Consider the following 22,311-nt stretch of genomic DNA (forward strand, 5'->3'; position numbering starts at 1 on the left):
GGCGCTATTTGTAGGGGACATGGGCGATTTCTCTGATGTTCACCGTTTCGAGCTTGGCGAGCGTGCCGGTTTGCCCGTCCAAGAACACGACCCCATGAGGGGTATTCACGGCGTTGAAGACATGGCCCGGAACTCCATGACGAGAGATGGCGACCACACTGCGCGATCCCTCACCCCGCATCTCAAGGTCCTTGATGATGTCGTCATAGCTGTCCACGACCTTCTTCGCGCTCGGTTCCACCCCGAGCTCCTTGTACGGTATGTCACCCGCTTGGGTCTTCGGCGCGGCCGAAACCTCTATGCCGTCCAACCGCCGGTCGAGAGTTACGACGTTGTGCGTGCAGTTGTACTCATAGCCGGGCTGGTGCGTGTTGTTCATGTCGTTCAACCACGGGTACTCCTCGTCGATGAACCTCTGAGCGTCTTCAATGGCGACGGAGTCGGCATGGATCGCGTTCCGCTCCGTCACCCCCTTCGCCGGCTGCGCCAGGTGGGACCAGGCGGACGGCTTCGCCGCCGCCGTCTCCGCGACGCGGACCCCCGTACGGGCACCGCCCATGCCCTTCGTCCCGATGAGTTCCGGGAGGAGGCGGCCGAGGCCTTCGCTGGGGTCGTCCTTGAAGGGGTCGATCAGCCCGGCAGGGACGCGTTCGGGGTGGGCGGCGGTGGAGACGAGGCCCGCCAGGGTCATGTTGACGTGCTGCGCGTACTCCGCGGGGTGGGTGAGGTTGTACGGGTCGTAGGGATTGAGGCCCCGGGCGAAGTCGAGCATGCCCGCGGTGCCCTTGACCGCGCCGCCCACTACGTGGTTCAGCTCGACGACCTGCCCGGCCTCGTAGTCGAGGAAGCTGCCCCAGGCCCGGTCCGAGGCCGACGGCAGGGCCGGGGCCTTCTCGGTGGCCGCGTCGATGGCCCGCTGCGCGGCGCCGGCGGCGTCGTCGCGCTGCCGGCGGGCCTCGGCAAGGATCTCCTGGGCACTGTCACGGGCCTCGGCGCCCGGGTCGGCGCCCGGCGAAGGGCACGGACCCGGGTCACGCCCGGCCTTGGCGGCGGCTTCGTAGGCGTCGGCCTTCGCCCTGTAGGCATCGGCGGCCTCCTTCGACGCCTTCACTCCCCGCTGGTAGAGGTCGATGGCCTGCTGCGCCTGCTTCTGCGCCCAGTCCACCGTCTCCGCGAAGTGCGTGAGGGCGCCCGCCGCCGCCTGGCAGGCGTCGGAGGCGTGGAGCCAGTCCGTGGGATGCATCGCGAACTTTTCGCGGAACGCGTCGGCCGCGGCCCCCTTCCAGTGGCTGGAGTCCAGGGCCTTCATCCCCTGACCGACCCGGTCGAACGCGGCCTGGAAGTCGGTGAGGTGCTTCGCCGACTCCCGGATCGCCGACGGCTTGCCGTGGACCAGCTCGTTCGCCTGCTGCGACTGGCCGAGCTGCTGCTCGCCCACCGAGACGCCCAGGTCCGAGGCGACGTCGTCGCCCCAGTCGTCGACCTTGTCCGCCCAGCCGTGCGCGCCCACCTGGTCCAGGACGTCGCCGACGCCGTGGGCGGCCTTGTCGACGCCCTCGCCCACCGCCTTCTTGGCGGAGTCCCAGCCGTCCTCCAGCTTGCCCAGGCCCCGGTCGACCAGCCCGCCCCAGTCCGGCATCAGCGCTCACCGCCACCGCGGGGTTCGGGCGCGGGTCCGAGCATGTCGTCGACGGTCTTGTCCATCTCGTCGCGCAGACCGGCGCCGTCGATGATCTGGTTGGGCAGGAAGATGTGGGAGCTGTTCACGTCCCGCACCGTGCCCTTCCAGGTCTCCTTGATGTTCTCGTTCGCCTTCTCGGAGGACTCCACGCTGTAGTCCGCGTCCCTGACCTGCGTGTACGGATTGTCGGCCAGGACCGCGCCCCAGTCCTTCCCCGTGATGTCGTCCTCGGACGCGTACGGATTGCCCATCCCCGCGTTCACCAGCACCTTGAAGCTCCCCTGGAGGTACTGGTCCTGCTCGTGCAGGGCGCCGGCCGACAGGCCGACCTTCGCGGCGAAGTCGTTGCCCTGTTGGACGAGGGAACGCACCCCCCACTCCCACCGCTGACAGAACGACCCGAGGGAGGAGGTCAGGCCGTCGTGCCCGGTCTCCATGCCCGACAGCGACAGGTCGGAGAAGCCCCGCCCCATGCTGGCCGAGCCGACCATCCCCAGTTCCTTCAGCTCCGCCAGCGTCTGCGTGATCCCCTGCGCTATCTGACCCAGTGCCTGCTTCGACACGTCCAGATCGGCCCCGTCCCCGCTCACACCGCCACCTCCCCGTCCAGTGCCACGGCATCCGGCACGATCCCGCGCACCGGCGGGAACACCGCGCCGTCGGGCCCGGCCGCGTCCAACGCCGCCCCGCACGGGAAGTCCAGTGCCGGGACCACCTCGTCCAACAGGCGGGCGCCGGCCACCCGCCGGTACGGCCACTCCCGCTCGGCCTCGCCGCGCGCCTCGGCGAAGCGGGCCAAGGCATCCTCGTCCGAGAACGCGCAGATCCAGTCCAGACCGCCCAGCTCGGCGGTCCACAGCCCGCCCCGCTCGTCCAGCGGCACCAGCACCACCCGGCCGCGGAACTCCGCCGCCCGCGCCCCGGCCGCCTCGTGTGCCACGTCGCGCGGATCCGTCCGGACCCCGGCGGGCGCCGGCGCCCCGGCGGGCTTCGGCGCTTCCGCGGGCGGTGATGCCGCTCGTGCGGCCGCCGCGGCGCGTAGTTGCGCCCACTCTTCGTCGAACCCCACCCGGAGCTACCCCTCTTGCCGTCCGCCGACGGGCCTCACGGCCCATCAGATCGTCGCACGGACGGCGACGAACCCGCCCCGGCTACTCCCAGGGCACCTCCGGAGCCCGGTAGTAGGCGATCTCCTGGGCGTCCAGGCGGGGGGCCTGGGCCGCCAGGCGTTCGCGGTACGCCGGCCAGTCGAGGGCGCTCGCCGGGGACCAGCCCAGTTCCGCCAGGCCCAGGACGCGGGGGAAGGCCAGCAGTTCCCAGTCGGAGCGGTTCGCGACGGTCTCCGTCCACAGCGGGGCCTCGACCCCGAGGACGGCGGACTCCGGGAGGCCCGGGAGGTAGGAGCCCGGGTTCCAGGAGTAGGAGCGCTGCACCGGGACGTAGCCCGCCCAGGCCAGGCCCGGCTTCGTCGCCGTGTCGTACTTCATGTCCAGGTAGGCGTGGTCGGCCGGCGAGAGGATCACCGGGTGGCCGGACTTCCCCGCCGCCACGACCGCCGCCTTCTCGGCGGCGGCCGTCCTGTCGTGGCCCCAGTACTGGAGCACCGCGCCCGGCGCCGGGCGGGCCGACGCGAGCTGGTGCCAGGCCACCACCGTCTTGCCGTGCTTCGCCACCACCTGCTGGGCCCGGTCCATGAAGGCCGCGTAGTCCGCCGCCGGGGTGGAGTGGGCCTCGTCGCCGCCGATGTGCAGGTAGCGGCCGGGGGTCAGCTCCGCGAGCTCGCCGAGGACCTGGTCGATGAACTCGTAGGTCCGCTCCTTGCCCACGCACAGCGAGCTGAAGCCGACCTTGATCCCGGTGTAGCGCTCCGGGGCCTTCCCGTCGCAGGTCAGCTCCGGGTAGGAGGCGAGCGCCGCGTTCACGTGGCCGGGCATGTCGATCTCCGGGACCACGTCCACGTACCGCTCGGCCGCGTACGCCACCAGGTCCCGGTACTCCTCCTTGGTCCAGTGGCCGCCGGGCCCTCCGCCGACCTCGCTCGCGCCCCCGTACTCCGCGAGCCGGGGCCAGGAGTCGATCGCGAGCCGCCAGCCCTGGTCGTCCGTGAGGTGCAGGTGCAGGGTGTTGATCTTGTACTGGGCGAGCTGGTCGACGTACCGCTTCACCTGCTCCACCGGGAAGTGGTGGCGGGCCACGTCCACCATCGCCCCCCGGTACGCGAACCGCGGGACGTCCACCACCGTCCCGCCGGGCACGCCGCCCGCGCCCCGGACCGGCACCAGCTGGCGCAGCGTCTGCCCCGCGTGGAAGAGCCCGGCCGGGGTGCGGGCGGTCAGGGTGATCCCGGCGGCGGTGGTGCGCAGCCGGTAGCCCTCCGCGCCGAGTTCCGCGTCCCCGGGGTCGAGCCGCAGCCGGACCCCGTCCCCGTCCTCGCCGTCGACCACCGGCAGCGGCAGCCCGCCGGGCCCGCGCAGCTGCTCCGCGAGGAGCTCGCCGACCCGCCGGACCTCCTCCGGCGCGCCCACGCCCGTACGGATCACCGTGCCGGCCCCGAAGACGTACGGGGCGCCTTCGGCCCGCGCGGAGGCGGGCGCGGGCAGGAGCCGTTCGTAGGGGGCGAGGGCGGCGGGGCGGCGGGTGGCCTTGGCGTCGTCGCCGTGGGCCGCGGTGCAGGAGACGACCGCCCCGAGGGCGAGGAGGGTGCCGAGCGTGCGTCGCAGGACTCTCATGCGCCCAGGTATAGGCCAACCGGCCCTGGAATGCCGGTGGGAGAATCCCCGCATGGCGGAAATCATCCAGAAGGACGGCACTTGGACGTTCGACGGGGACGCGGTGCGCATCGTGCCGGGCCGCGACAAGGGGGTGGGCCTGCTCCGGCAGCACCTCGGCGAGGTGGTCGTACCGCTGCGGGCCGTCGCGGGGGTCAGTCACGAGCCGGGCCGCAGGGCGGGCCGGCTGCGGCTGCGGCTGCGGGACGGGGCGGACCCGCTGCTGCAGGTGACGGGAGGGCGGCTGCCGGAGTCCTCGGACCCCTACCTCCTGACGGTGGAACCGGACCGGACCGGGGTCGCGGAGTACTTCGTCGACGAGCTGCGCAACGCCCTGCTGCTGGACCAGGTCGATCCCGGCCCCTCGGACGCCTACCTGCTGCCGGGGCCCGCCGTCCCGATCTCGGTCGGCGCGGGTGACGGCTCGGTGACCTTCGACGGCGACCGGGTCGTGCTGGACTGGAACTGGACGACGGAGGAGGCGAAGCGTTCCGGCGGACCGAGGGAGTTCCGCCTCGGCGACGTGCGGTCGGTGGAGTGGACGCCGTCCAGGGGGCTGGAGAACGGCTGGCTGCGGTTCACCCTGACGGGTGTCACGGCGGCGGCCGCGCCCAAGTACGACCCGCACACCCTGGAGCTCTTCGGTTTCAAGAAGGACCCCCTGATGGCGCTGGTCGCGGCGGCCGTGGCGGTGCGGATCCCGCACCCGGCGGCGCCCGCGCCCGCGGCGCTGCCGCTGTCCGAGGCGCGCGCGGCCCTGGCGGGCGAGCCGGTGGACCACGACACCCTGCTGCGGCGCCTGCGCGAGCTGGGCGAGCTGCACCGGACGGGGATCCTGACCGCCGAGGAGTTCAGCGCCGCGAAGGCCGCCATTTTGGGCCGTTTCTGACCGACCCCGACCGGAATTACCCATTCCTCTGGTCCAGACCAGCTGGACCCTGCCCGATTCCGGGCAGGATCTTTGCGTTCCGGCCCTTGGACCGTCAATATCTACAGGTGCTCGACCGCCGCCCGTCCCATGACGACCTCGTCGACCACCTGGTGCGCAGCACCGCGCTGCAGCGCGGAGAGGCCGCCCGGGTGGTGCTCGACGTGCTCGCGTACTTCGACGAGACGACCGAGGAGTTCGTCCGTCGTCGTCACCGCGAGCTCCAGTCGGGCGGCGCGGTCAACGCGGAGATCTTCGAACGGATCGCCGCCGAACTGCCGCACCGCGCCGTGGCGCCCCCGGAGCTCTCGCTCCGGCAGCTGCGCCGCATCGTCTACGGCTGAGACACCGGACGATCGGACGACCGGGACGGCGCAGGGCACGGACAGCGAACTACAGGAGGGGCAATACCGTATGTGCGGAATCGTGGGTTACATCGGCAAGCGCGACGTGGCACCGCTGCTGCTGGAGGGTCTGCAGCGGCTGGAGTACCGGGGCTACGACTCGGCGGGCATCGTCGTCAACAGCCCGAAGGCCTCGGCGCTGAAGATGGTCAAGGCCAAGGGCCGGGTCCGCGAGCTGGAGTCCCGCGTCCCCAAGCGGTTCGCCGGCACCACCGGCATCGCCCACACCCGCTGGGCCACCCACGGCGCCCCGAGCGACATCAACTCGCACCCGCACCTGGACCCCGAGAACAAGGTCGCCGTCGTCCACAACGGCATCGTCGACAACGCCGACGAGCTGCGCGCCAAGCTGGTGGCGGACGGCGTCGTCTTCGTCTCCGACACCGACACCGAGGTGATCACCCACCTGATCGCCCGCTCCCAGGCCGACAGCCTGGAGGAGAAGGTCCGCGAGGCGCTCAAGGTCATCGAGGGCACCTACGGCATCGCCGTGATGCACGCCGACTTCGCCGACCGCATCGTCGTCGCCCGCAACGGCTCCCCCGTCATCCTCGGCATCGGCGAGAAGGAGATGCTCGTCGCCTCCGACGTCGCCGCGCTGATCGCCCACACCCGCCAGGTCGTGACCCTCAACGACGGCGAGATGGCCACCCTCAAGGCCGACGACTTCCGCACCTACACCACCAGCGGTACGAAGACCACCTCCACCCCGGAGACCGTGGAGTGGGAGGCCGCCTCCTACGACATGGGCGGCCACGACACGTACATGCACAAGGAGATCTCCGAGCAGCCCGACGCGGTCGACCGCGTGCTGCGCGGCCGGATCGACGACCGCTTCAACACCGTGCACCTGGGCGGCCTGAACCTGGACCCGCGCGAGGCGCGCGGCATCCGCCGGGTCAAAATCCTGGGCTGCGGCACCTCCTACCACGCGGGCCTGATCGGCGCCGGCCTCATCGAGAGCATGGCCCGCATCCCCGCGGACGCCGAGCCGGCCTCCGAGTTCCGCTACCGCAACCCGGTCGTGGACCCCGACACCCTCTACATCGCCGTCTCCCAGTCCGGTGAGACGTACGACGTGCTCGCGGCCGTGCAGGAGCTCAAGCGCAAGGGCGCCCGCGTCCTCGGCGTGGTCAACGTGGTCGGTTCCGCGATCGCCCGCGAGGCCGACGGCGGCGTGTACGTGCACGCCGGCCCCGAGGTCTGCGTCGTCTCCACCAAGTGCTTCACCAACACGGTCGTGGCCTTCGCGCTGCTCGCCGTGCACCTGGGCCGGATCCGGGACCTGTCGGTCACCGACGGCAAGCGCATCATCGAGGGCCTGCGCAAGCTGCCCGCGCAGATCCAGGAGATCCTCGAAGGCGAAGAGGACATCAAGAAGCTGGCGGCCGAGTACGCCGAGGCCAAGTCGATGATGTTCATCGGCCGGGTCCGCGGCTACCCGGTGGCCCTGGAGGCCTCCCTCAAGCTGAAGGAGATCTCCTACATCCACGCCGAGGCCTACCCGGCCTCCGAGCTCAAGCACGGCCCGCTCGCCCTCATCGAGCCCGCCATGCCGACGGTCGCGATCGTCCCCGACGACGACCTGCTGGAGAAGAACCGCGCGGCGCTGGAGGAGATCAAGGCCCGCAGCGGCCGCATCCTCGCGGTCGCCCACCGCGAGCAGGAGAAGGCCGACCACACCATCCTCGTGCCCAAGAACGAGGACGAGCTGGACCCGATCCTGATGGGCATCCCGCTCCAGCTGCTGGCTTACCACACCGCCCTGGCCCTGGGCCGGGACATCGACAAGCCGCGCAACCTGGCGAAGTCGGTCACCGTCGAGTAGTCGGACCGCCACCACCACGGCACGCGCGAAGCGGCCCCCGGGGAGCATTCCCCGGGGGCCGCTTCCGCGCGTACGGTGCCCGGCCGCTCAGCCCGCGGCGACCGCGCCGCTGCCGGAGGCCTTGCCGAGCGCCGTCGGCCAGTGCGCCAGCGCGGCGGTGGCCCCGTACCAGGCCAGCAGCCCGGAGAGCGCCGCCACCCAGCCGGCCGCCTTGCCGAGCCCGTCGCCGCCGGCGAAGGCGCCTATCGCGAGGAGCACCAGGGAGAGGGTGAGCAGGGCGTAGACGCCCTGGCCGAACAGTCCGCTCGCCGCGCTCACGGTGAGCGTCAGCGCGAGCAGCGCGAACAGGACGAGGAACAGGCCCGCCGCATGTGCTGAAACCTTTCCGTCGGCGCCGCCGGCCCAGGTGAACCAGAAGGCCCCGAGGCCCGCGAACGCCGTGCCGTTGAAGCCGTTGCCACCCCGGAATTCGAGGAGTCCGAGGACGAACAGGGCGAGACCGCCGACGTACATGGCGAGCGACACGGAGTCGGCCACGGTCACGCCGCTGACGACGCCCGTGTGGCCGATACCGAACGCGAGAAGGGTGAGCCCCAGGGCGATGTTCCCCAGGGTCGAGGTCGAGGCCGTGCTTCCCGCAGAGACACCGTTGTCCACGGCGGGCTCCCTTCGATCTGCAGTTGTTTGCTGCGTCCCAGCAGCATTTATCTACCCTTTACAAGAGGGTTCACAACCGCACAACCGACGTACAGAGGGTTACGGAATGACAACGACGGGTCGCTGCGCCCGCTTGGCCAGCCGGCCCGCCACCGAGCCGAAGATCCGGCCGACGATCCCGTGCGTGGAGCCGACCACGATGGCGTCGGCCGAGTACTCGCGGCCGACCTCCTCCAGCTCGTGGCAGATGTCCCCGCCGCGCTCGACCAGGATCCACGGCACCTCGGACAGGTAGTCGGCACAGGCCAGCTCCAGCCCCAGCACCTCGGTGCGGTGATCCGGCACGTCCACGAAGACGGGTGGCTCGCAGCCCGCCCACACGGTGGTGGGGAGCCGGTTGGCCACGTGCACGATGATCAGACCGGAGCCCGAGCGCCGGGCCATTCCGATCGCGTACGCGAGGGCTCGCTCACTGGACGTGGAGCCGTCGAAGCCCACCACCACGCCGTGCCGGAAGGCCGGGTCGCAGGGGAGTCGGGTCTGTTCCACCGCGCGCAGGTCGCTCGATACGGAATCGGCGAGGGGTTTGCGCTTGCGGTCCGCGGGTTCGGAGAATTCGTGACCGGCCATGGGTGTCTCGGTGAAGAGTCCTCGGGGGAAGCGACAGGGGCGATTTCGACGACGCAGGTGTGTGACGACGCAGGTTTTTGACGACGCGGGTTTTTGACGACGCAGGGTGACGGAGCTCTGTCCGGGAAGCATCTTCCCAGGCCCTTACCCACCAGGGTACGGCGACACTCCTGTCCTGCACAGGGCATGCCGCCCTTGGAGAGCGTCCCAGGGAGCATGCCGGAGCGACGGCGCCTTGGCAATGGCGGCTGTCCCCTACAGCCAGTGACGAGAGGCCCGCGCGCCACCCGTGCGCGCAGTGACCGAGCCGTGCGACGAGGCGTTGGACAGACGTCCGACCGTCCAGGAAGAGCCCGCAGGGAGTACGCCGTGCCCGGCCATCCGGTTCACCCCGTCCAGCCCGTCCAGCCCGCTCCGCCGACGCAGTCCCTCCCGTCCCCCCACTCCGCCGCCGGGTCTCACGCGCCCTCCGTTCTTCACCCGTCCGTGCGGTCCGCCGGGCGCGCCCCTGACGACCCGGCGGGTGACGTGGTGCGCTGGGCCGCCTTCAGCTGCCTCCTCGTCCCCGTCGTCCTGGTCGTCTACGGGACCTCCTACGGCGGGGCCGCCGTGGCGACGCTGGGGCTGGCCGCCGTCACCGCCGCCTGCCGGGTGCTGCTGAGGCACTCGGAGAAGGCGGAGCGGGCCGCCGCGCGGGTGCGCTCGGAGGATCCGCTTCCGCTCGGCCACCGGGGCCGGCACTCGCGCAGCGGGGCCGGTTCGCACCGCGGTTGCCACGGTTCCGGCGCCCTCTCCCCTCACGACTGACCGGTTCGCACGTACACACCCGCTTGTTTTCAGCCAACTTCCGGACCGGGTGCCCCCCTTGCCGGAATGTCCCCCCAACCCCCCTACCACCAGCGACTACACGCCTCGGGGGGCGCCGAGACCCTACGGGTACTGGCCATGGCCGGGCGGCGAGCTTCCCACCCGGGTAGCGGAGTGGAACGCTTCCTGATCGAATGCTTTTCGCCAAGTTGCCAAGTCGACATAGCGCTGCGTGCTGAACTTGTCACGCCGACACCACGGGACGCAGTAGATTCGATCATGTATTTACGGCGGGGGATCCACGTGCAAGGCCGAGGGGAAACGTGCAGGTGCGACCAGACCAAGGAGTCGCGACACCCAAGGGGGGCTTAGCGCCATGAGCCAGGATTCCACCGCCGCAGTCGTCGCCGACGCGGGCCGGAAGCTCGCGGGGCGTCGCCGCAGGGAGATCGTCGCCGTGCTGCTGTTCAGCGGCGGGCCGATCTTCGAGAGTTCCATTCCACTTTCCGTGTTCGGCATCGACCGGCAGGACGCGGGAGTTCCACGCTATCGACTGCTCGTGTGCGCCGGGGAGGACGGTCCGCTGCGGACCACCGGCGGACTCGAACTGACCGCGCCGTACGGGTTGGAGGCGATCGCCCGGGCAGGCACGGTCGTCGTTCCGGCCTGGCGCTCCATCACTTCACCGCCGCCGCCGGAGGCCCTGGACGCACTGCGTCTGGCGCACGAGGAGGGGGCCCGGATCGTCGGCCTGTGCACGGGAGCGTTCGTGCTCGCCGCCGCCGGGCTGCTGGACGGCCGGCCCGCGACGACGCACTGGATGTACGCGCCGACGCTGGCCAAGCGCTACCCGTCCGTCCACGTCGACCCGCGCGAGCTGTTCGTCGACGACGGCGACGTGCTGACGTCCGCGGGCACCGCGGCCGGAATCGACCTGTGCCTGCACATCGTGCGCACGGACCACGGCAGCGAGGCGGCCGGGGCACTGGCCCGCCGGCTCGTCGTCCCGCCGCGCCGCACGGGAGGCCAGGAGCGCTACCTCGACCGGTCGCTGCCCGAGGAGATCGGCGCGGACCCGCTCGCCGAGGTCGTCGCCTGGGCACTGGAACACCTCCACGAGCAGTTCGACGTGGAGACGCTGGCCGCCCGCGCCTACATGAGCAGGCGCACCTTCGACCGGCGGTTCCGCTCGCTCACCGGCAGCGCGCCGCTCCAGTGGCTGATCACCCAGCGGGTGCTCCAGGCACAGCGGCTGCTGGAGACCTCCGACTACTCGGTCGACGAGGTCGCCGGACGCTGCGGGTTCCGTTCCCCCGTCGCGCTGCGCGGGCACTTCCGCCGGCAGCTGGGGTCCTCCCCGGCCGCCTACCGCTCCGCCTACCGGGCGCGCCGGCCGCAGGCCGACGTGTCCCCGGTGTCCGAGCTCTCGGGCGGTCCGCTGCCGCACCAGCGCACACCGCAGCCCCAGCGGGCGGCGGCGGCCCTGGCCGCCTCCGGTCCGAGCGTGACGGAGCTGTACTCCCCGGGACGGGTCCTGCGCGAGCACGCGTAGCGACCACTCCCGGCACCGCCTGACGAAGGTCCCCCACATCGGCCGAGCACCAATGTGGGGGACCTTCGGCATAAGGTGGGGCGCATGAACGATCGCATGGTGTGGATCGACTGCGAGATGACCGGGCTCTCGTTGACGGACGACGCACTTATCGAGGTGGCCGCACTGGTCACCGACTCGGAACTCAACGTGCTCGGCGAAGGCGTGGACATCGTGATCCGCCCGCCGGACCGGGCCCTGGAGACCATGCCGGACGTGGTGCGCGAGATGCACACCGCCTCCGGTCTGCTCGACGAGCTGGCCGCCGGCACCACCCTGGCCGACGCCGAGGCCCAGGTCCTCGCGTACGTACGCGAGCACGTCAAGGAGCCGCGCAAGGCGCCGCTGTGCGGCAACTCTGTCGGCACCGACCGCGGATTCCTGCTGCGCGACATGGCCGCGCTGGAGGGCTACCTGCACTACCGGATCGTGGACGTCTCCTCGGTCAAGGAGCTGGCGCGCCGCTGGTACCCGCGGGCGTACTTCAACAGCCCGCCGAAGAACGGCAACCACCGGGCGCTCGCGGACATCAAGGAGTCCATCGCCGAGCTGCGCTACTACCGGGAGGCCGTCTTCGTACCGCAGCCCGGACCCGACTCGGACACCGCCCGCACCATCGCCGCCAAGCACGTGGTGGCGGGCGAGTAGGACCCCCGGAGAGGGGTGCGGGAAAAGGGTGGAGCGAGCACCCTCCCGGACCCTGTACCCTTTTCTTCGGCCGGTCGTTCTGCGACCGGACATGGTGGGTGTAGCTCAGTTGGTAGAGCACCTGGTTGTGGTCCAGGTGGCCGCGGGTTCAAGTCCCGTCACTCACCCTGCAGGAAGGCCCCGGTACGCGGAAGCGGACCGGGGCCTTCTGCATTCCCCTCCCCGCCCCTCCCCCCCTCCCCGGCGACGTCCTACGAGGACCCGCGGACCACCAGCCGCGTCGGCAGGACCACCGACCCCTCCCCCGGCGCTCCCGGCACTCCCCCGCCGCCCGCGATCCGCTCCAGCAGCAGCCGCGCCATGGCCCGGCCCATCTCCTCCCCGGGCTGGCGGACGCTGGTCAGCGGCGGATCCAGGTACCGGGCCGCCACGGAGTCGCCGAAGCCGACCAGCGCCACGTCGCCCGGTATCCGACGGCCCGCCGCACGCAGCCCGGCCAGCGCCCCGGCCGCCAGCGGGTCACAGGCGGCGAAGACGGCGTCCAGCTCGGGGCGACGCTCCAGCAGTTCGCGCACGGCCCGCCGACCGCCCTCCGCGGTGGGCTTCCCCGCCGAGATCAGCAGTTCGTCCACGGGGCGCCCCGCCGCCACCAGGGCCTGCCGGTAGCCCTCCAGCCGGCACCGGTCCCCGTACGCGTCGAGCGGCCCGGTGATCGCCGCTATCGCCCGCCGGCCCCGCTCCAGGAGGTGGCGTACGGCCGTGACCGCGCCCTCCCGGTCGTCGCAGTCCACGCTCGGCAGCGTCTCGGCGGCCGAGCGGCGCCCACCGAGCACCACCGGGATGCCCAGCCGCGTCGACAGCTCCGGCAGCGGATCTCCGGCGCCCACCGCCACCAGCAGCACCCCGTCGACCCGGCGCCCGGAGAGGAACCCCTCCAGACGGTGGCGCTCCCGCTCGCCGCCCGCCAGGGCGAGCACCAGCTGCACGTCGGTGTCGGCCAGGACGGCACCGACCCCGCGCACGACCTCGATGAAGGAGCCGCCGGGGAAAAGGGGTGCCTCCGGGTCGGGGACGACCAGGGCGACGGCGTCGGCGCGGTCGGCGGCCAGCGCCCGGGCGGCCCGGTGGGGTACGTATCCCAGCTCGGCGACGGCGGCCTCGACGGCGGCCCTGGTCCGCGCACTGACCCCGGGCGAGCCGTTGACCACCCGCGAGACGGTGCCGCGCCCGACCCCGGCCCGGAGCGCGACCTCCTCCAAGGTCGGTCGGCCCCCGCTGCGCCCGTGAGCCTTCATCGCTGCCTCCAGGCTGCGAATCTACTCCCGGCCGGCCCGTCGGCGCCCGCGGAAGGAGGTCGGTACCGCTCAGCCGGCGAAGGCCTCGGCGTGGTCCCGGGCCCAGGTCTCGAAGGAACGGGCGGGATGCCCCGTGAGCCGCTCGACGGCATCGGTGACCGGTACGGGCAGGCCGTCGGAGGCGGCCCAGAAGTCGAGGAGGGCGTCGGCGTACGGGCCGGGTATGTAGCCCTCCACCTCGGCCTTCCACTCCTCGGGGGTGACGGCGGCGAAGGGCACGGCCCGGCCGAGGACGGAGCCGAGTATCGCGAGCTGCGCGGTGAAGGTCAGCGACTGCGGGCCGGTCAGGGTGTGGGCGCCGCCGCCGAGGGCCGGGTCGGTCAGGACGGCGAGGGCGGCTTCGGCGAGGTCGGCCTCGTGGACGGGGTCGGCATAGGCGCCCGGGTAGGGCAGGTGGATGGGGCGGCCGGACTTCAGCGCCCAGGACCAGCCGATGGCGTTGCTCGCGAAGGAGCCGGGCCGCAGCAGGGTGCTGCGCAGCGGGGACGCGAGGAGGGCCCGCTCGACGGCGAGGTGTCCGGCCGACAAGGGGTTCCCGGCCGGATCCGGGCCGAGCACCGAGGAGGAGGACAGCAGGACCACGTGCTCCACCCCGGCGGAGACGGCCTCCTCGACGAAGGCCTCGGCGGCGGAGGCCTCGGCGTAGAGGAAGACGGACCGGATTCCGGCCAGGGCGGCGGGAAAGGTGGTGGGGTCGGAAAGGTCGCAGTGCACGGCGCCGGGGGTGTCCCGCTCGCGCGACCCGACGCGGTGGGAAATCCCGCGGGTCGAGAGGAGGCCGCCGAGGTGGCGGGCGACGGCGCCGCGTCCGCCGGTGACGAGGAGGGACATGGTGGGACTCCTGATTCATCGGTGTTGATGCTGCCGGTGCGATCGCAGGGTCGTGGTGCTGCCTGTGTCGTCATGCGTGTTGCCGTCGTGGCCGGTGCCACGCCCCTCGGGCGCGGGTAGGGTGAGCAAGAGTTACGTGGTGCAGATTCCGCGTCATGCATTAACTGCGCGACACAGATAAATCTCAGGCATGGAGAAGCCGATGTCAACCGATTCCCCCCGTTCGGGTGAGTGGAGCCGCGCCGAGCTGATGGCGCGCATCGTCGCGGAGAGCCAGCGGCACTACGCCGACTACTCCCTCTTCACCCAGGCCATGGCCGACCACGTCGGCCTGCACCCCACGGACATGCAGTGCGTGGCCCTCCTGGACATGGAGCCCGGCCCCGTCTCCACCGGTGACATCGCCCGCCTCACCGGCCTGACCTCAGGCTCCGCCACCCGCCTCGTCGACCGCCTGGTGAAGGCCGGGGTCGTCGAACGCCGGGCCGACCCGGAGGACCGGCGGCGTTCCCTCGTCGTCCTCGCGCCCGCCGCCCGCGAACGCATCGGCGCGGCCTGGGACGTCCCGGGCCGCGCCTTCGGTGCCGTACTGGACGGCTACTCGGACGCCGAGCTGGCCGTGGTGGCCGACTACCTCCGCCGCGCCGCCGAGGTCGGAAGGGCCCAGACGCAACGGCTGCGCGCCGAGGACCGCACCTGACCGCGCCTTGAACAGGGGCTCCCCGCAGGACATGACGGAGCCGGCCCCGCCGTTCGCGGTGGCCGGGCTCCGGGGCGTCTCGCCGGTGGTGGACAGCGGGCCGGTCCTCGCTCAGGCGCCGTCCGCCCTGCCGTGCGGAGCGGCCGCCACGGCGGCGGAGGGGGCACCGGCCGCCTCGGGGCGGGCCCGGTCCGGCTCCGCCCCCGTCGCCGTCGCCGTCGCCGTCGCCGCTACGAGGACTGCAGCGCTCCCATCGCCGCCGCCAACTCCGCGGCGTTCATGACCGGGGCGACCTCGATCTCGGCGTTGAACTGCTGGAACAGGTCCCACGTCAGCGACGGCAGCTGGGCACTGTCCTGGAGGTCGAAAACCATCCAGCAGGACCGTACGCCCTCGTGCAGCCCGAAGTACGCCGCCTCCGGCTTGACCGTGTCCATCAGCCTCCGGATCGACTGGGGCAGGGCACCGGTCGGGATGGCCTCGTTGGTCGCGGCGGTGTCCATGTGGGCCCTGAGCATGACTCTCATGCGCGTCTCCTTCCGTCACCCCCACGGTCCGGGCGGCCCCCGGGCCCGGCAACATCTGCGCCCCCGTCCGGGCGCGGCCTCCCCGACGGGGAGAAGACCCCTCCCGGGGGCGGGACGGGGGCGCGCCGGCTCAGGCTCCCTGGATGTGGAAATTGAACTCCGAGTGCCCCAGGGCCCCCATCAGCCGCAGCCAGATCGGCAGGAGCATCTCGGTGCCGCGGGCGGTCTCGATGCCTCCGAGGTCGAGGATCGAACGGTCCGGCCACCCGAAGGAGGAGAGGAGGGCGTGCACGGTCTTCTTCGCGTCGGCGTCCTCGCCGGAGAGGAAGACGGTGTGGTCGCCCTCCACCCGGGCCGGGTCGACCATGATCTCGCAGTTCATGGTGTTCAGGGTCTTGACCACCCGCAGCTGCGGGAACGTCCGCTGGATCAGCTCGCCCAGGCTGTCGGTGTCGACGGGGTCCAGGCTCGGCGGGAAGCCCTTCGAGAAGTCCAGCGGGTTCGCGATGTCGATCAGGATCTTGCCGTCCAGGTGCGCGGCGTCGGCCTCCGTCAGGGCGGCGACGCTCACCTTCCCGCCGGTGGCGTTGACGAGCGTGTCGCCCTGCCGGGCGGCCTCGGGGAAGTCCGCGAGGGAGACCCGCGGGTGCGCCTCCTGCCAGGCGGCGTACTCGGCGCGGGCCAGGGTGGCCGCGGGGTCGCGGGTGCCGATGACCACCTCGTGGCCCAGGGAGTCGAGCCGGGCGGCGACCGTCCGGCCGACGACGCCGGTGCCGAGGATTGCGTAACGCATGCGGTTTCCAATCAGGCGAGGGCTTCAGCACGTGGGGCGAGGGGCGGGACCCGCCCGGGAACGCACCCGCGCACCCGGCGGCCTCAACTCGCCCGGCCCGTACGGTATTCCACCCGACCCCGCCGCGAACGACCCCGCCGTCACGGCGACCAGGGCCGGGCCCCGAGCACCACGGTCCGGGACGACTCCCGGTACATCGCGATCAGGGTGGCCAGGAGCCCGCCGAAGACGGGGGTGTCCATGGGGCGGACCGTACCGACCTGCGCACTTCCCTCCCGTGCGGCGCGCCCCCGGGGTCGGTCAGTTGCCCCGCCGCTTGCGCCGGCCGCGCCGGACGCCGGGTCCTCGGCCGTCCCGCCGGGCCCGGTCGTCGAGGGCGATCCAGATCCGGACCTCGGTGCCGCCCAGTACGGAGCGCCCCAGCCGGACGTCGCCGCCGGTGGACTCCGCGACCCGCCGGGCGATGTCGAGGCCGAGGCCGGTGGAGCCGTCGCGGCGGCCGTCGTTGCCGCGCCGCAGGGCGGCGTCCGGGTCGGCGATGCCGGGTCCGGCGTCGGAGACGAGGACGATGACGGCGTCGCCGGCGTCGTGCACGTCCACCGCGAAGGGGGTGCCCTCGGGGGTGTGCCGGAAGACGTTGCCGAGCAGGGCGTCGAGGGCCGCGGCGAGCTCCGGCCGGGCCACGGGGATCCGTACGGTACGGTCCACGCCCGCCAGCCGGACCTCGCGGCCCTCGTCCTCGGCCAGCGCCGACCAGAAGGCCATCCGGTCGCGGATCACCTCGGAGGCGTCGCAGCCGGCGCCCGCCGAGCCGGCCGCCTGCGTGGTGGCGGGGCGCTGTTCCCGGGCCGTACGGATGATCGTGTCGACCTCCCGCTCCAGCTGCTCCACGGCGGCCCGGGTGTGTTCGGCGGCCGGGCCGTCACCGAGCGAGGCGGCGTTGAGCCGGAGGACCGTCAGGGGGGTGCGCAGCCGGTGCGAGAGGTCGGCGGCCAGCTCCCGCTCGTTGGCGAGGAGTTCCACGACCTGGTCGGCCATGGCGTTGAACGCGACGGCCGCCGAGCGCAGTTCCTTCGGCCCGTCCTCGGGGACCCGCGCCCCGAGCCGTCCGTCGCCCAGCTGGTGGGCGGCGTCCGCGAGCCGTTCGGCGGGCCGCACCAGGCGGGCGCCGAGCCGGTCGGCGACCGCGACGGAGCCCACGACCAGCGCGAGCCCGACACCGGCGAGGACCAGCCAGGCGGTGGTGACGCCGTTGCTGACCTCGCTCTCCGGGACCAGGATCTCGATGACGGCGATGTCGCCGGAGCCCAGGGCGGTCGGCTGGAGCAGCGCGGAACCCCCGCCGGTCACCCGGGCGGTGGTCGCACGGCCGAGGCTGCGGGTCTCGGCCACGGCGCGGGCGCCCGCCCAGCCTTCGCCGATGTCCACGGGGGCGGCGCCGCCGATGGCCGGGACGTGGACGGCCATCCGGCGGGCGGCGCCCATCTGCGTGGACTCGACGGCCTTGCGCAGCTGTACGGGGTCGGTGGTGATGGACAGGGTCGGCCCCATGGTGGCGGCCTGCCGCTCGGCGTTGGAGAAGGCCCGGTCGCTGGCCATCTCCCGCACCACCAGTCCCAGGGGTACGGCGAAGGCCAGGACCACCATGGTGGTGACCGCGAGGCACACCTTGACCAGGGCCCACCTCATCGGGACCACCTCATCGGGACCGGCTCACAGCGGCGGCTCCAGCTTCACCCCGACCCCGCGCAGCGTGTGCAGGTAGCGGGGTCGTGCGGCGGTCTCGCCGAGTTTGCGGCGCAGCCAGGACAGGTGCACGTCGATGGTCTGGTCGTCCCCGTACGACTGCTGCCACACCTCGGCGAGCAGATCGCGCCGGGACACGACCACCCCGGGGCGGCCCGCGAGGAAGGCCAGCAGGTCGAACTCCCGTCGGGTGAGGTCGAGTACGGAGCCGTCGAGTTCGGCCTGGCGGCGCAGCGGGTCTATGGCGAGTCCGCCGACGCGCAGGACGCGGGAGGGCGGTTCGGCGGCGGCGGCCTGGGAGCGGCGCAGGACGGCGGCCATCCGGGCGGAGAGGTGCTCGACGGAGAAAGGCTTGGTCAGGTAGTCGTCGGCGCCGTCGTTGAGCAGCCGGACGATCTCGGCCTCGTCGTCGCGGGCGGTGGCGATGATGACGGGGACGTCGGTGATGCCGCGCAGCATCTTCAGCGCCTCGGAGCCGTCGAGGTCGGGCAGGCCGAGGTCGAGGATGACCACGTCGAAGCGGTGGTGGGCGACTTCGCGCAGGGCCTCCAGGGCCGTGCCGACGCTCCGCACGGTGTGGGAGGCCTCGGTCAGGTGCCGGATCAGGGCGGAACGTACGAACTGGTCGTCCTCGACCACGAGCACACTTGCCATGGCGGCACCGTAGTCCATTCGGGCGACCCCGGGAGGTGCCGGGCCACCACTGTGGCGGGTGGTGCAGTATGTGCCCTGATGCGAAGAGGACTTGTACACGCCCTGGCGTGGGTGCTGGCGACCGCGGCCGCCGTGACCCTGTCGTGGTGGGGCGTGCACACGGTCATGTCCGGGACGGCCTACGATCCGCCGCTCGCCGTGCCGTTGACGACGCAGCCCCTGACCGGGACGCCGCTGTCGTCCTCCACGCAGGGGCCGACCGCCTCCCCGTCCTCCTCCGTTTCCGCCTCCGCGTCGGCCCCGGCCTCGGCGTCCCCCTCGGCCGACGCCCCGTCGGCCTCGCCGTCGAAGCCGAAGGCCGCGCCGCCGGCCGGGCAACGGCCGTACCGCGAGACGGATGAGGGGAATTCCGCTTCCGGCACGGTGAAGGGCTACTCGGTCTCCGGCGGGCGGGTCGTCTTCGACCTCGGCACCTCCGCGGCCGGCCTGGTCTCGGCGACGCCGGAGGCGGGCTGGCGGATGCAGGTGTGGAAGCAGGACTTCTGGATCCGGGTCACCTTCACCCGCGACGGCCGCGAGGTGTCGGTGTTCTGCACCTGGCACGACCACCCGCCGGTGGTGGAGATCGTCGACCCCTGAGGCCGTGGAGGCCGCTGAGGCCATCGGGACCTCCGACCCCGGCCCCCCGCCCTAGCGGAACACCGACGGCGGAGGCTCCGGCGAGGGCACGGCCGAGGCGTCCGCGACCGGGGCCGCCCCGCCGGTGAAGTCGGCCAGGGCCCGGCCGTGCTCGACGCGGCCGGGGTGCGGGTCGCTCGCCACCCGCCGGGTGAACTCCGCTACGGGCAGCTCCCGGTCGGCGGCGACGAGCACCGCGTTGCCGAAGCGTTTCCCCCGCCACACCACCGGGTCGGCCGCGAGCGCCAGCTCGCCGAACCGGGAGGCGGCGGTGGCGACCTGGGCCCGCAGGTGGGCCAGCGGCGGGCCGTCCGCGAGGTTGGCCACGTACCAGCCGGTGGGCTTCAGTGCCCGCCGTACGTCGTCGAGGAACTCGGCGCTGGTCAGGTGGGCCGGGGTGCGGGCACCGCTGAACACGTCCGCGATGACCAGGTCCGCCCAGCCGTCCGGCACCTTCGCCAGTCCCGCCCGCGCGTCCACGGCCCGTACGCGGATCCGCGCCTGCGGGTCCAGCGGCAGGTGTTCCCGTACGAAGGCCACCAGGGCCCCGTCGATCTCCACCACCTGCTGCGTGGAACGGGGGCGGGCGGCCGCGGTGTAGCGGGCCAGGGTGAAGGCGCCGCCGCCGAGGTGCACCACGTTCAGGGGCTGGCGGGCGGGGGCGATCAGGTCGATGAGGTGGCCGATCCGGCGCTGGTACGCGAAGTCCAGGTGCCCGGGGTCGTCGAGGTCGACGTGGGACTGCGGGGCCCCGTCGATCAGCAGGGTCCAGGCACGGGAGCGCTCACGGTCGGGAGCCAGCTCCGCCAGCCCGCCCGCCACCTGCCCGGCCACCGGCCCGGCGACCGCCCCGCCACCACCCCGGGACGTACCGCCCCGGGGAGCACCGCCGCTCCTGCCGCCCTTGCTCTTGCCTGCCACCCCTCCATTATGGCTGGTCAGGGCATCGGGCGCGTCAGCGGCAGTTGTCGGCCGCCTCGATCAGCCGGGCCGCCTCGCCGAGCGCGGCGCGCAGCACCTCGGGGTCGGTGACCGGGCCCACGGCGTCGGGGGGCAGCAGCCAGCCGGTGCCGCCGGAGGCCGGCGAGACGGCGTCGCCGAAGCGCATGCCGCGCCCGTTGGTCTGCGTACAGGCGCTGCCGGGCAGGTCCCACGCGTCGGCGGTGCCGGGCGGGACGAGGAAGCCGAGGGTGTCGCCGGAGCCGTCGTGGAGCACCGGGCCGACGCCCGGGGCGCCCGGCGCGCCGGGGCCCGTACCGGGGGCGGTGCGGCCGGCGCCGCGGCGGATGATGTCCACCGCTTCCAGGCCCTGCCGGGTGGGCACGGTCACCAGGTCCGGGGCCGCGGCCGGAACCGGGAGCAGGGGGGTCGCGCCGGGCTCGTGCGCGGTGTTCGTTCCAGTGCTGTCCATGCCGACCTCCACCAAGGGGAACCCCTCCTCGATCCGTATCCGCATGGGTTCAACGCACGGGGGCGTCAACGGGTGCGGCGGCAAGACGCCGCAAAGGATGGCAGTTCATGGCGGATCGCGGGTGAGATATCCGTTTTGTAGCCAAACACCGCATGAACGGACCCTCGGCGGCGGTACGTTCATGCGCGCCGGAGCCGCGCTCCGGGGCGAGATCGACAGGGATCAACCGGGATCACCTGAGATTGTCCAGAGAGGCCACGTCCATGGCGGCGTCCCCCCACTCACCCAACTCCTCCTTCCGGCGGCTGCGCGGGCAGCACTCCCCCGCCGAGTTCGCGGCCCTGGTGCGCCGGGCCGCACGGGAGATCGGCGAAACGGTTTCCTGCGACGCCCGTTACATCGGCCGGGTCGAATCCGGCGAGATCCGCTGCCCCAACTACGCCTACGAGCGGGTCTTCCTCCACATGTTCCCCGGCCGCACCCTGGCCGACCTCGGTTTCTCCCCGCGCGAGGCGGTGCGCGGCCGCTCCGCGCAGCGCGCCCTGCCCGCGCCTCCCGTCCTCGCCCACCCCATCCACCGTTCCAAGGAGAGCGACGTGCTGCGTCGCGCGTTCATGGCGGGCGGCTCCGCGACCGTGGCGGCCGCGACGCTCAGCCTCACCCTGCTCGGCGACACCCGCCGGATCCCCTCCCGCGCGGGCGAGGCCGAGGCCGCCGCCGTCGAGGACGCCGTACGACAGATCCGGCTGCTGGACGACCGGCACGGGGCGGACGCCCTCTACCGGCGGGCCGCGGAACCCCTGCGGACCGCCTACGCGCTGCTGGACGCGGGGGCCACCCGCCAGTCCACCGAGGACCGGCTGCACGCCGGGGCCGGGGAGCTGGCCGTCTCGGTGGGATGGCTGGCGCACGACTCGGGCCGCTTCGAGGACGCCCGCTCGCACTACGCGGAGGCCCTGGCCACCGCCCGGGTGTCGGGGGACGCGGGCCTGGAGGCGCACGCCTTCAGCAACATGGCCTTCCTGGCCCGGGACTGCGGGCGCCCCCGCGAGTCGGTACGGGCCGCCCAGGCGGGCCTGCGCGCGGCCCGCTCGCTGGGCTCCCCCCGGCTGCTGTCGCTGCTGGCCCTGCGTGAGGCGGGCGGATGGTCGGGGCTCGCGGACCGCAGGGCCTGCGAGGAGGCGCTGGCGCGGGCGCACACGGAGTTCGCGCGGGGCGCGTCGGGCGCCGACCCGGAGTGGATGTCCTTCTTCGGCGAGGCCGAGCTGGAATCGCTGGAGTCCCGCTGCTGGGCGGCGCTCGGGGAGCACGCCCGCGCGGCCCGGCACGCCCGGCGGGCGGCCGACCTCCAGGACCCCCACTTCGCGCGGAACGTCGCCCTCTACACGGCGGAGCTGGCCGAGGACCTGGCGCGGGCGGGCGCTCCCGACGAGGCCGCCTGGGCCGGCGGGCGGGTGCTGGACCTGCTCTCCGAGGTCCAGTCGACCCGGATCCGCTCGATGCTGTCGGGCACGGCCCGCACCCTGGTCCCCCACCAGCGCTCCCCGCGCGTCGGCGCCTTCCTGACCCGTCACGCCGAGGCCTGACCGGCGGCGGGGCCTGACCGGCGGCCGGGCAGCGGGGGTGCGAGCCGGGGCCACAGGGGCCCGGGGCGACGGGCCCGGCGCGGCCCCG

General features: G+C 73.0%; 24 protein-coding genes and 1 tRNA gene. 10 read left to right on the plus strand and 15 right to left on the minus strand.

The genetic code is table 11. The features are described 5' to 3' along the window. Positions 1 to 4: 4 nt before the first annotated feature. The 4 genes from ABZW32_RS24810 to ABZW32_RS24825 all read right to left on the minus strand — a co-directional run bounded on the left by ABZW32_RS24810 (position 5) and on the right by ABZW32_RS24825 (position 4,410). Positions 5 to 1,639, minus strand: coding sequence for a putative T7SS-secreted protein (locus tag ABZW32_RS24810; RefSeq protein WP_356219419.1), 1,635 nt, complete (start codon positions 1,637 to 1,639; stop codon positions 5 to 7). Then, positions 1,639 to 2,271, minus strand: a complete 633-nt coding sequence (locus ABZW32_RS24815; protein WP_356219421.1) for a hypothetical protein — start codon at positions 2,269 to 2,271, stop codon at positions 1,639 to 1,641. Before ABZW32_RS24815 ends, ABZW32_RS24810 begins: the two co-directional genes overlap by 1 nt. After that, complete coding sequence (locus tag ABZW32_RS24820; RefSeq protein ID WP_356219424.1) at positions 2,268 to 2,750, minus strand: SseB family protein; 483 nt, start codon at positions 2,748 to 2,750, stop codon at positions 2,268 to 2,270. Before ABZW32_RS24820 ends, ABZW32_RS24815 begins: the two co-directional genes overlap by 4 nt. An 82-nt stretch (positions 2,751 to 2,832) precedes the next feature. After that, entirely contained in the window at positions 2,833 to 4,410 is a 1,578-nt protein-coding gene (locus tag ABZW32_RS24825) for a beta-N-acetylhexosaminidase (RefSeq protein ID WP_356219427.1), read from the minus strand. A gap of 52 nt (positions 4,411 to 4,462) precedes the next feature. Between ABZW32_RS24825 and ABZW32_RS24830 the strand changes: the two genes are divergently transcribed. The 3 genes from ABZW32_RS24830 (at position 4,463) to glmS (ending at position 7,609) form a co-directional block, all read left to right on the plus strand. Further along, positions 4,463 to 5,338 carry a DUF4429 domain-containing protein gene (locus tag ABZW32_RS24830; RefSeq protein WP_356219429.1) on the plus strand — a complete coding sequence of 292 codons (876 nt, stop codon included), beginning with the start codon at positions 4,463 to 4,465 and terminating at the stop codon, positions 5,336 to 5,338. Positions 5,339 to 5,445: 107 nt separating this feature from the next. Continuing rightward, positions 5,446 to 5,721: a hypothetical protein gene (locus ABZW32_RS24835; RefSeq protein ID WP_030008735.1), complete on the plus strand. Its 276-nt coding sequence runs from the start codon at positions 5,446 to 5,448 to the stop codon at positions 5,719 to 5,721. Positions 5,722 to 5,791: 70 nt separating this feature from the next. Further along, complete coding sequence (gene glmS, locus ABZW32_RS24840; protein ID WP_356219432.1) at positions 5,792 to 7,609, plus strand: glutamine--fructose-6-phosphate transaminase (isomerizing); 1,818 nt, start codon at positions 5,792 to 5,794, stop codon at positions 7,607 to 7,609. Positions 7,610 to 7,696: 87 nt separating this feature from the next. On the opposite strand, the gene ABZW32_RS24845 is transcribed toward glmS, so the two are convergent. Together ABZW32_RS24845 and ABZW32_RS24850 are read right to left on the minus strand one after the other, a co-directional pair. Further along, on the minus strand, positions 7,697 to 8,266 hold the full coding sequence (locus ABZW32_RS24845) for a GPR1/FUN34/YaaH family transporter (RefSeq protein ID WP_356219435.1): 570 nt from the start codon (positions 8,264 to 8,266) through the stop codon (positions 7,697 to 7,699). Between the two features lie 99 nt (positions 8,267 to 8,365). Further along, positions 8,366 to 8,896, minus strand: a complete 531-nt coding sequence (locus ABZW32_RS24850) for a universal stress protein (protein ID WP_030229460.1) — start codon at positions 8,894 to 8,896, stop codon at positions 8,366 to 8,368. Positions 8,897 to 9,382: 486 nt separating this feature from the next. On the opposite strand from ABZW32_RS24850, the gene ABZW32_RS24855 reads away from it, so the two are divergent. The 4 genes from ABZW32_RS24855 (at position 9,383) to ABZW32_RS24870 (ending at position 12,109) form a co-directional block, all read left to right on the plus strand. Further along, positions 9,383 to 9,703, plus strand: a complete 321-nt coding sequence (locus ABZW32_RS24855) for a hypothetical protein (RefSeq protein WP_266841642.1) — start codon at positions 9,383 to 9,385, stop codon at positions 9,701 to 9,703. Positions 9,704 to 10,079: 376 nt separating this feature from the next. Then, a complete protein-coding gene (locus ABZW32_RS24860; protein WP_100660955.1) occupies positions 10,080 to 11,255 on the plus strand; it encodes a helix-turn-helix domain-containing protein in 1,176 nt (391 codons plus the stop codon). Positions 11,256 to 11,339: 84 nt separating this feature from the next. After that, complete coding sequence (gene orn, locus ABZW32_RS24865; RefSeq protein WP_266839171.1) at positions 11,340 to 11,942, plus strand: oligoribonuclease; 603 nt, start codon at positions 11,340 to 11,342, stop codon at positions 11,940 to 11,942. A gap of 94 nt (positions 11,943 to 12,036) precedes the next feature. Beyond that, a tRNA-His gene (locus tag ABZW32_RS24870) sits at positions 12,037 to 12,109 on the plus strand. 84 nt (positions 12,110 to 12,193) lie between these two features. On the opposite strand, the gene ABZW32_RS24875 is transcribed toward ABZW32_RS24870, so the two are convergent. Together ABZW32_RS24875 and ABZW32_RS24880 are read right to left on the minus strand one after the other, a co-directional pair. Then, complete coding sequence (locus ABZW32_RS24875) at positions 12,194 to 13,237, minus strand: LacI family DNA-binding transcriptional regulator (RefSeq protein ID WP_356219440.1); 1,044 nt, start codon at positions 13,235 to 13,237, stop codon at positions 12,194 to 12,196. A gap of 69 nt (positions 13,238 to 13,306) precedes the next feature. Further along, positions 13,307 to 14,128 carry an NAD(P)H-binding protein gene (locus ABZW32_RS24880; RefSeq protein WP_356219443.1) on the minus strand — a complete coding sequence of 274 codons (822 nt, stop codon included), beginning with the start codon at positions 14,126 to 14,128 and terminating at the stop codon, positions 13,307 to 13,309. A gap of 202 nt (positions 14,129 to 14,330) precedes the next feature. Here ABZW32_RS24880 and ABZW32_RS24885 point away from each other — a divergent pair, with 202 nt between their 5' ends. Further along, positions 14,331 to 14,828: a MarR family transcriptional regulator gene (locus tag ABZW32_RS24885; RefSeq protein ID WP_356219446.1), complete on the plus strand. Its 498-nt coding sequence runs from the start codon at positions 14,331 to 14,333 to the stop codon at positions 14,826 to 14,828. 230 nt (positions 14,829 to 15,058) lie between these two features. Here the strand turns inward: ABZW32_RS24885 and ABZW32_RS24890 are convergent, their stop codons facing one another. The 5 genes from ABZW32_RS24890 to ABZW32_RS24910 all read right to left on the minus strand — a co-directional run bounded on the left by ABZW32_RS24890 (position 15,059) and on the right by ABZW32_RS24910 (position 18,970). Then, positions 15,059 to 15,355 (minus strand): DUF3303 family protein, encoded by a 297-nt coding sequence (locus ABZW32_RS24890; RefSeq protein WP_356219448.1) that lies wholly within the window; start codon positions 15,353 to 15,355, stop codon positions 15,059 to 15,061. A 130-nt stretch (positions 15,356 to 15,485) separates the two neighbouring features. Next, positions 15,486 to 16,148, minus strand: a complete 663-nt coding sequence (locus tag ABZW32_RS24895; protein WP_356219450.1) for an NAD(P)-binding domain-containing protein — start codon at positions 16,146 to 16,148, stop codon at positions 15,486 to 15,488. Positions 16,149 to 16,448: 300 nt separating this feature from the next. Then, a complete protein-coding gene (locus ABZW32_RS24900; protein ID WP_356219452.1) occupies positions 16,449 to 17,837 on the minus strand; it encodes a HAMP domain-containing sensor histidine kinase in 1,389 nt (462 codons plus the stop codon). Positions 17,838 to 17,861: 24 nt separating this feature from the next. Then, complete coding sequence (locus ABZW32_RS24905; protein ID WP_030229444.1) at positions 17,862 to 18,548, minus strand: response regulator transcription factor; 687 nt, start codon at positions 18,546 to 18,548, stop codon at positions 17,862 to 17,864. A 179-nt stretch (positions 18,549 to 18,727) separates the two neighbouring features. Then, a complete protein-coding gene (locus ABZW32_RS24910) occupies positions 18,728 to 18,970 on the minus strand; it encodes a hypothetical protein (protein WP_356219455.1) in 243 nt (80 codons plus the stop codon). 1 nt (position 18,971) lies between these two features. Here ABZW32_RS24910 and ABZW32_RS24915 point away from each other — a divergent pair, with 1 nt between their 5' ends. Continuing rightward, positions 18,972 to 19,187, plus strand: a complete 216-nt coding sequence (locus tag ABZW32_RS24915; protein ID WP_356219457.1) for a hypothetical protein — start codon at positions 18,972 to 18,974, stop codon at positions 19,185 to 19,187. Positions 19,188 to 19,238: 51 nt separating this feature from the next. Here ABZW32_RS24915 and ABZW32_RS24920 read toward each other — a convergent pair whose 3' ends face one another. Both ABZW32_RS24920 and ABZW32_RS24925 read right to left on the minus strand, forming a co-directional pair. Continuing rightward, on the minus strand, positions 19,239 to 20,060 hold the full coding sequence (locus ABZW32_RS24920; protein WP_356219469.1) for a fused MFS/spermidine synthase: 822 nt from the start codon (positions 20,058 to 20,060) through the stop codon (positions 19,239 to 19,241). 121 nt (positions 20,061 to 20,181) lie between these two features. Further along, entirely contained in the window at positions 20,182 to 20,637 is a 456-nt protein-coding gene (locus ABZW32_RS24925; RefSeq protein WP_356219459.1) for a hypothetical protein, read from the minus strand. A gap of 263 nt (positions 20,638 to 20,900) precedes the next feature. Here ABZW32_RS24925 and ABZW32_RS24930 point away from each other — a divergent pair, with 263 nt between their 5' ends. Beyond that, complete coding sequence (locus ABZW32_RS24930; RefSeq protein WP_356219461.1) at positions 20,901 to 22,223, plus strand: tetratricopeptide repeat protein; 1,323 nt, start codon at positions 20,901 to 20,903, stop codon at positions 22,221 to 22,223. The last annotated feature ends 88 nt before the right edge of the window (positions 22,224 to 22,311 follow it).

Source organism: Streptomyces sp. NPDC004667, from assembly GCF_040609475.1.
Taxonomy (GTDB): domain Bacteria; phylum Actinomycetota; class Actinomycetes; order Streptomycetales; family Streptomycetaceae; genus Streptomyces.

Bases quoted from the DNA above. Each gene is read 5' to 3' on its own strand.
- ABZW32_RS24810 (WP_356219419.1), bottom strand. From the start codon at position 1,639: ATGCCGGACTGGGGCGGGCTGGTCGACCGGGGCCTGGGCAAGCTGGAG.
- ABZW32_RS24825 (WP_356219427.1), bottom strand. From the start codon at position 4,410: ATGAGAGTCCTGCGACGCACGCTCGGCACCCTCCTCGCCCTCGGGGCG.
- ABZW32_RS24830 (WP_356219429.1), top strand. From the start codon at position 4,463: ATGGCGGAAATCATCCAGAAGGACGGCACTTGGACGTTCGACGGGGAC.
- glmS (WP_356219432.1), top strand. From the start codon at position 5,792: ATGTGCGGAATCGTGGGTTACATCGGCAAGCGCGACGTGGCACCGCTG.
- ABZW32_RS24850 (WP_030229460.1), bottom strand. From the start codon at position 8,896: ATGGCCGGTCACGAATTCTCCGAACCCGCGGACCGCAAGCGCAAACCC.
- ABZW32_RS24860 (WP_100660955.1), top strand. From the start codon at position 10,080: ATGAGCCAGGATTCCACCGCCGCAGTCGTCGCCGACGCGGGCCGGAAG.
- orn (WP_266839171.1), top strand. From the start codon at position 11,340: ATGAACGATCGCATGGTGTGGATCGACTGCGAGATGACCGGGCTCTCG.
- ABZW32_RS24875 (WP_356219440.1), bottom strand. From the start codon at position 13,237: ATGAAGGCTCACGGGCGCAGCGGGGGCCGACCGACCTTGGAGGAGGTC.
- ABZW32_RS24880 (WP_356219443.1), bottom strand. From the start codon at position 14,128: ATGTCCCTCCTCGTCACCGGCGGACGCGGCGCCGTCGCCCGCCACCTC.
- ABZW32_RS24885 (WP_356219446.1), top strand. From the start codon at position 14,331: ATGTCAACCGATTCCCCCCGTTCGGGTGAGTGGAGCCGCGCCGAGCTG.
- ABZW32_RS24890 (WP_356219448.1), bottom strand. From the start codon at position 15,355: ATGAGAGTCATGCTCAGGGCCCACATGGACACCGCCGCGACCAACGAG.
- ABZW32_RS24895 (WP_356219450.1), bottom strand. From the start codon at position 16,148: ATGCGTTACGCAATCCTCGGCACCGGCGTCGTCGGCCGGACGGTCGCC.
- ABZW32_RS24900 (WP_356219452.1), bottom strand. From the start codon at position 17,837: ATGAGGTGGGCCCTGGTCAAGGTGTGCCTCGCGGTCACCACCATGGTG.
- ABZW32_RS24905 (WP_030229444.1), bottom strand. From the start codon at position 18,548: ATGGCAAGTGTGCTCGTGGTCGAGGACGACCAGTTCGTACGTTCCGCC.
- ABZW32_RS24925 (WP_356219459.1), bottom strand. From the start codon at position 20,637: ATGGACAGCACTGGAACGAACACCGCGCACGAGCCCGGCGCGACCCCC.
- ABZW32_RS24930 (WP_356219461.1), top strand. From the start codon at position 20,901: ATGGCGGCGTCCCCCCACTCACCCAACTCCTCCTTCCGGCGGCTGCGC.